The following is a 5,883-nucleotide window of genomic DNA, read 5'->3' on the forward strand; positions in this document are numbered from 1 at the left end:
GGTCCGGCCTGCGTCGGGGGGGGGTGCGATCGGGGGTGGCGGCGAAAGTTCCGGGCGAGCGAGCGCCGAGAGGCTGGTCGGGCGAACCGCCGGGGGGGGTGGCCGGGCACGGCAGCGCGGGTTCCGGCGAGCGAGCGCCGGAGGCCTGGTCGGCCACGGCGTGCCGAGCCATCCGGTCGTGCGCGGGGGCAAACCTTCCGGGCGGGCCAAGCGCCAGGGGCTGCGGGTGGAGCGGGCGGCGAGCGTTCTGGTCGGGGCGGGCGGCGAGGGTTCCTGGCCAGCGGCCGCTGGGGCCCGGTCCGGCACGGCATGCCGAGCCATCCGGTCATGCGCGGGGGGGGCGAGTCTTCCGGCCGCGGCCGGGCGAGCGCCGGGGGTTCTGGGCGGGCTAGCGCCGGGGCTCCGGGCAGCACGGCGCCGGGGTCTGGTCGGGCGCGGCGCCGGGTTTGGTCGGGCGAGCGCCGGGAGATCTGGTCGGCGACCGCCGAGGGGTCCGGTCGGGCGAGCGCGGGGGTTGTGGGCGGGCGCGGCGGCCGTGGCCTTCCGGGCGGGCGAGCACCGGCCACTCCTGTCGGGCGGGCATCGAGGATTCACGGGCGGGCGAGCGCCGAGTGTTCTCGGCGGGCCAGGGACTAGGGTTCCGGCTCACCCGGGGGAACGCCGGGCGTTGGATTTGGGCAGGCGAGCGACTGGTGTCCAGCGCCAAGCGTTCCCGGCGGGCCAGCGCCCGGCGCTCCCGGCGGGCTGGCGAGCGGCGTACTCGGCGGGCGTTCCCAGCGGGCGGGCGCTAGACGTTCCCGGCGGGCCAGCGCCAGGCGCTCCCGGCGGGCCAGCGACCGGCGAACTCGACGGGCGTTCCCAGCGGGCCAGCGCTAGACGCTCCCGGCGGGCCGGCGACCGGTGTACTCGGCGGGCGCTCCAGCGGGTCGGCGTCGGGCGTTCTGGTCGGGGACGACAGCCTTCCGGACCGGCTCGGGTCCACGGGGCAGGGGTCGCCCCGGGGCCGGGGTCCGCCGCCCAGGGGACGTGTCCCGTGCCCAGTGCTCGGATCGGGGGCGGCTCGGGGTCTTCACGGGCTCCCTCGTCGCGCAGTTCCGTTCCGGTTCGGCCACCCTGGGACTTGGCTGCGTCGTCGAGCCCGTTCGGGCCGTGCTGTGGGCCGTTCGGCCCTCGCCGGGTCTCCGCCGGGCCGACGACCGTGGTGGAACGGGCACCGGGCGCCGCGCCCGGCACCCTGCCCGGCCCTCTCCGGCCCTGCTCCGGTGATCCACAGACAGGACGGTAGAACCGTGTCGACCATCGACCTGCCCCGCACCCTCGTCGCCTCGCTCGTCGAGGACGCCGTGACCGCCCCGTCGATGCACAACGCCCAGCCGTGGCGTTTCGTGCACCGGGCGGACACCGGCGCCGTCGAGCTGTACGGCGACCCGTCCCGCGCCATGCCGCGCGAGGACCCCGACCACCGGGGCCTGCACCTCGGCTGCGGGGCGGCGCTGTTCGGGCTGCGCGTCGCGGCCGCCCACCAGGGGCTGCACGCCGACGTGCGGCTGCTCCCGGACACCGGCGACGCCTGGCACCTGGCCGACGTGCGGCTGCGGCCCTCGCAGGGCGACGAGGACGACGAGCTGGCCGTGCTGCGGCCCGCGCTGCACGAGCGGCACACGAGCCGGTTCCCGTTCACCGACGAGCAGGTGCCCCTGGAGATCTTCGACGGCCTGTGCGCGGCCGCGTTCCTCGAGGGCTGCCGTCTGGTCGTGCCCGGGCCGTGGCACACGCAGAACGTGCTCGAACTCGTCCGCGACTCCGAGCGGTTGGAGGCCGCCGACGACGCCGTGCGTGCGGAGGTCGCCGCCTGGATCCACACCGGCGAGGCCCCGCGTGAGCGACCTGCCGCCGGGAACGGCGACGCCCGCGGGGACCTTCGTACGGAGGGCATCCCCGCGTACGCCCTCGGCCCCCGGCAGTACGACGTGACCTCGCCGGTCCGGGACTTCCACGCGCGGCGCGAGCCCTCCGCGGGCGCCGCCGAGCCGTTCGAGGAGTGCCCGCAGATCGCGCTGCTCAGCACCGCCGAGGACCGGCCGCGGGAGTGGCTGAAGGCGGGGATGGCGCTGGACCGCGTCCTGCTGCAGGCGACGCTCGACGGGCTGTCCAGCTCGCTGATGTCGCAGCCCCTGGAGTGGCCCGAACTCCGGTCCGTGGCACGCGACCCGGAGACCGGGACCGGCCACGTCCACATGGTGATCCGGCTCGGGTACGGGCCGCGTGGGCAGGCCACGCCGAGGCGTCCGGTGGCGGACGTGCTCACGTTCGGCTGAACGGGCCGGCACCGGATCGGCGGGTGGACCGACGAGGAGGGGAGACCCATGGCCGCGCAGCCCTTCACCGTGTCCGACGTGATGACCAGGAAGGTCGTCGCCGTACGGGGCGGAGCCGACTTCAAGGAGATCGTCGCGGCGATGCGGAAGCGGGCGGTGAGCGCCGTGCCGGTGGTCGAGGGCGAAGGGCGGGTCGTGGGGGTGGTGTCCGAGGCGGACCTGCTGCGCAAGGAGGAGTTCCACGACCACGGGCTCGGCCTTCAGGAGCAGCTGCGGCGCCTGGAGGCCACGGCGAAGGCGGGCTCGCACACGGCCGACGAGCTCATGACGTCGCCCGCCGTGACCGTCGGCCCCGAGGCGTCCCTCCCGCAGGCCGCCCGCCTGATGGCCGCCCACCGCGTGAAACGTCTCCCGGTCGTGGACGAGCGCGGCACGCTTCAGGGCGTCGTCAGCCGGGTCGACCTGCTCAGGGTCTTCCTGCGCAGCGACGACGAGCTGGCGGCCGAGATCCGGCAGGGCATCGTCGAGCGCTGGTTCCCGCTCTCCCGGCACCAGGTCGACGTGCGCGTCGAGGACGGCGTCGTGACCCTGTCCGGCGACGTCCGGGACGCTTCCCTCATCCCGCTCGCCACCCGGCTGGCACGGGCCGTCGAGGGAGTCGTCGACGTACGGTCGGAGCTCAGGGCCGGTGCGTAGCCGTACGCGGCGGTGCGGGCGGGGGATTCTGGAAGGAGCGGGGGCTGTCGAACGTACGAGAAGGTGACGAGGGATGACGCACCGCAGCGTCGCGGACCTGATGACGCCCACGGCGGTGAGCGTCGCGCCGGAGACCACGTTCAAGGAGATCGCGCGGCTCCTCGACGAGTACGACATCACGGCCGTGCCCGTCGTGGACGAGGCGGGCCGACCGGTCGGCGTGGTCTCCGAGGCCGACCTGGTCCGGCGCCACGTCCACGGCGGCGGGGCCGACACGGCCGCCGCGCTGATGTCGAGCCCCGCGGTCGTCGCCCGGCCGGAGTGGAGCGTGGTGCGGGCGGCAGGCGTGATGGACGAGTCGCGGGTGAAGCGGCTGCCGGTCGTCGACGGCGAGGACCGGCTGATCGGGGTGCTCAGCCGCAGCGACCTGGTGCAGCTCTTCCTGCGCCGTGACCGCGCGATCCAGGAGGAGATCGTCGAGGACGTGATCACCCGCACCCTCGGCCTGAGCCCCTCGGCCCTCTCGGTGGACGTCACGGAGGGCCGGGTCACCCTCAGCGGCACGGTCCGCGACCCGGAGCTCGTACCGGCCCTGCTGAAGCTCTGCGAGGCGGTGGACGGAGTGGTCACGGTCACCGACCGCACCCAGCCCGAACCCTGACCGGGCGTCCCCACACACCGGCAAGTGAGCGCCCGCACCGGCCCCGACCTCGGTGCACGGCCCTGGCCCCGGCGCGTCGCGTGCGGCTCGTGCAGCGCATTCGGCACCGAGCGGCATCCGCAGCTCGGCCCGAGCGCCGGGCCCGGCTGCTGGGCTGCCCGGCTGCCCGGTTCTCTCCCCCTGGCCACGTCCTGGTCGAGGGAGGGCTCGCGAACCCGCCCTCCCCCGGCCCCCGCGTTCTCCGCGACCGGCGTGCGGCACGGTCCAGGGAGCGTCGGGCCGGTCTCGCTGTCCCCAGACGTCCGTCCGCCGTTCCAGCTCGGCCGGGGCGGGGCAGGGCGGGCGGCGTGGCGGGGTCTGGCGCCGGGCAACTCCCTGACGTACGCGGGCAGTTGAAGACGTACCGACTACTCGCCGCCCCGGGAGCCGCCGTCGCGGAGTCTGCCGGACCAGACCGGCTCCACCTCGTCCCACTCGCGCTCCAGCGCGGTGCGGCGGCGCGCGAGGTACAGGGCGCCCAGGCCGGCGCCCGCCACGACGACGGCGACCGTGACGCCGGCCGCGAACGTCGTGAGGATCAGCTCGCCGGTCGTACCGGGCGGTCGGGCGGGCGTGCCGGACTCGTCGACCCAGACGGTCACGGTGTGCCCGCGCCGGGTCTGCGGCGGGACTTCGACGGTGCCGGAGCGGCGGACGTCGTCCGGGTACTCCCACACCGCCGCCGCGACCGCGTCGGCCTGTGCCCCGCGCCAGGGCGCCCCGGCCGTGCGGACCGCGTCCGCCGTCGTGGTGGCCCGCACCTGGTGCATGTGCGCCGCCCGGGCCCGGTCCGCGCCCACCCGTACGTCCCACAGCAGCGCCGCCGCGACGACCCCGCACACGACGGCCACCGCCAGCAGCAGCCGCAGCGCACCCCGCCCGTGCGGGTCCGGCCCGGCCGCGGCGCGGCGGGCCGACGGCGGCTCGTGGTCGCTCATGACGCACCTCCGTGTGCGGCGGTCGTGCCGAACTCGGCCCGCCCGGGCGTCAGTAGCGCAGTGGGCGGCCCGAGGGGGATCTCAGGTCCAGGGGGCGGGGCCTGTGCGGGGGGTGCGGCTTGGGGAGGCGGCTGACTCGGATCTTCTGCATCGTGCTCACCTGCTCCGAGGCTGGGCGGGAGCGATCTCGTCCTCCCACCGTGCCGTCGTACGGCGGCACGGTGGAGTGCCGAGCGGGTCAGCCGCCCAGGGCCGGTCGGACCGTGCGGAGCCGGGGCCGTTCGGCCCCTTCCGTTCGGGCCGGGGGCACGGCGACGACGGGCCCCGGGGCGTGCCGGAGGAGGCCGCGAACGGTGGAGCCGAGCCGCATCCCGGAGTAGCCGCCGCTGCCCCTGCGCCCGACGACGACCGCGAGGGCGTCCGCGGCGGCGCGGGTCAGCTCCTCGACGGGGTGGCCGCGTACGACGACCGGGTCGACGTGCACGTCCGGGTAGCGCTCGGCGCAGCCCGCGACCGCCTCGGCAAGCAGCCGGCGGTGTTCGGCCAGGCCCTCGGGGTCGTCGTCGCGGGCGAGCAGCGGCCGGGGCCACACCCAGACCGCGCTGAGCCGCGCCTCGCGCAGGCTCGCCTCCGCCATGGCGAACGCGACGGCCGCCCGGCAGTCGGCGCTGCCGTCCACGCCGACGACGATCCGCGGCGGGTGGACGGCCGTGCCCCCGGCCTCGCGGACCACGGCGACGGGGCACTCCGCGCGGGCGGCGAGCGGCACGGCCACCGAGCCGTCGGAGAGGAGTTCGGCGGCCCTGCCGAGGCGCCGGGATCCCACGACGGCCAGTGCGGCGGCGTGGGTCGCCTCGCGCAGCACGGTCTCGGGGGCGCCGTCGACGAGCTCGGTCACGGTCCACAGTCCGCGGTGGAGTTCGCGTACGAGCTCCTCGGCGTCGGCGAGGGCCGACTCGGCGCGGATGCGCAGGGCGCTGCGGTGCGCGAACGCGTCGTTCCACAGCCGGTCGTGCACCGGCGGCACGACGGCCAGGAGGCGCAGCCGCGCACCTCTGCGCACGGCCTCGTCGGCGGCCCAGAGAAGGGCCGGTACGGGAGGGTCGCGCGGGTCGACGCCGAGCAGGATGTCGCTCATGGCTCCCGGGCTCCTCGGCTCCTCAGCTCGTTGGCTCCTCGACTCGTTGCCTGCTCGGCTCCTCAGCTCGTCGACTCCCGGGCGGGTCATCCC

At 76.4% G+C, this 5,883-nt stretch carries 5 protein-coding genes; 3 read left to right on the top strand and 2 right to left on the bottom strand.

The features are described from left to right. The first annotated feature begins 1,289 nt into the window (after positions 1-1,289). From ACIDOF_RS37370 to ACIDOF_RS37380, 3 genes are all read left to right on the top strand, one after another. Positions 1,290-2,318 carry an Acg family FMN-binding oxidoreductase gene (locus ACIDOF_RS37370; protein ID WP_409010727.1) on the top strand — a complete coding sequence of 343 codons (1,029 nt, stop codon included), beginning with the start codon at positions 1,290-1,292 and terminating at the stop codon, positions 2,316-2,318. 48 nt (positions 2,319-2,366) lie between these two features. Beyond that, positions 2,367-3,014 (top strand): CBS domain-containing protein, encoded by a 648-nt coding sequence (locus tag ACIDOF_RS37375; RefSeq protein WP_409010728.1) that lies wholly within the window; start codon positions 2,367-2,369, stop codon positions 3,012-3,014. A gap of 73 nt (positions 3,015-3,087) precedes the next feature. Beyond that, complete coding sequence (locus ACIDOF_RS37380; protein WP_409010729.1) at positions 3,088-3,675, top strand: CBS domain-containing protein; 588 nt, start codon at positions 3,088-3,090, stop codon at positions 3,673-3,675. A gap of 407 nt (positions 3,676-4,082) precedes the next feature. Here the strand turns inward: ACIDOF_RS37380 and ACIDOF_RS37385 are convergent, their stop codons facing one another. Together ACIDOF_RS37385 and ACIDOF_RS37390 are read right to left on the bottom strand one after the other, a co-directional pair. Then, a complete protein-coding gene (locus ACIDOF_RS37385) occupies positions 4,083-4,652 on the bottom strand; it encodes a hypothetical protein (RefSeq protein WP_409010730.1) in 570 nt (189 codons plus the stop codon). Positions 4,653-4,890: 238 nt separating this feature from the next. Beyond that, complete coding sequence (locus ACIDOF_RS37390; protein WP_409010731.1) at positions 4,891-5,790, bottom strand: universal stress protein; 900 nt, start codon at positions 5,788-5,790, stop codon at positions 4,891-4,893. Between the last annotated feature and the right edge of the window lie 93 nt (positions 5,791-5,883).

Source organism: Streptomyces sp. Da 82-17 (assembly GCF_046098215.1).
In the GTDB taxonomy this organism is placed as follows: domain Bacteria; phylum Actinomycetota; class Actinomycetes; order Streptomycetales; family Streptomycetaceae; genus Streptomyces.